The sequence below is a fragment of the Liquorilactobacillus sicerae genome (assembly GCF_029916425.1).
Lineage (GTDB): Bacteria > Bacillota > Bacilli > Lactobacillales > Lactobacillaceae > Liquorilactobacillus > Liquorilactobacillus sicerae.
In genome coordinates this window covers 1-593 of sequence record NZ_JAHAVQ010000109.1, presented here as the reverse complement: position 1 = coordinate 593, position 593 = coordinate 1, and the positions used below count along the sequence as shown (strand labels likewise).

The following is a 593-nucleotide window of genomic DNA, read 5'->3' as shown; positions in this document are numbered from 1 at the left end:
CCAAATGGTAAATAACCACCTAAATGATTGATGTGATTCAAAAGTCCTTCTGTCCAACCTCTTATGTCTACATTCTCCGAGGATGGAGTTAAATAGAAGAATGGCCAACCAGTGTTGTATCCAATTTCGAATCTAGAGTGGCTCACACTATTAACGAGTCTTACCACCTTGCGAGTATTCTCACCAATCAACTCTCTATAAGAATTTACGTGACAAGATGCAAATAATACAGGGGAGAAACGAAGGTAAGAATTATAATCTATGGACAAGCCAGAAACCGCTCTATAGCTTCTTAACATTTCTGTAATATAAGTTGCATGGCTCATCTTTAAATTCGTTATGATATCCACTATTCCAAGATTTAAAAGTTCTAGGACACACTGATCAAGTTTTACTCCCGATCTTACTTTCAGCAATATTAATGGAAAATTCACATTTGCAAAACTATTTATATCGCTCGTACGTTGTGTATCCAAAGTATCATCAATTATTAAAACCGTCAGTCTTCCTCTTTCATGACGAGATCCCACGGTATTGATTATGTCCTGTCGCGAGATTTCAGTCTCTTGCATAAACGCACACGGTTTTTCCAC

1 protein-coding gene is annotated in these 593 nt (G+C 37.3%); it reads right to left on the bottom strand.

Annotated elements, in window-relative coordinates; all coding sequences use genetic code 11:
• Positions 1-530, bottom strand: a 530-nt coding sequence (locus tag KH893_RS11490) for a hypothetical protein (RefSeq protein WP_281166239.1), incomplete at its 3' end; no start/stop codon positions are given.
• Positions 531-593 lie beyond the last annotated feature (63 nt).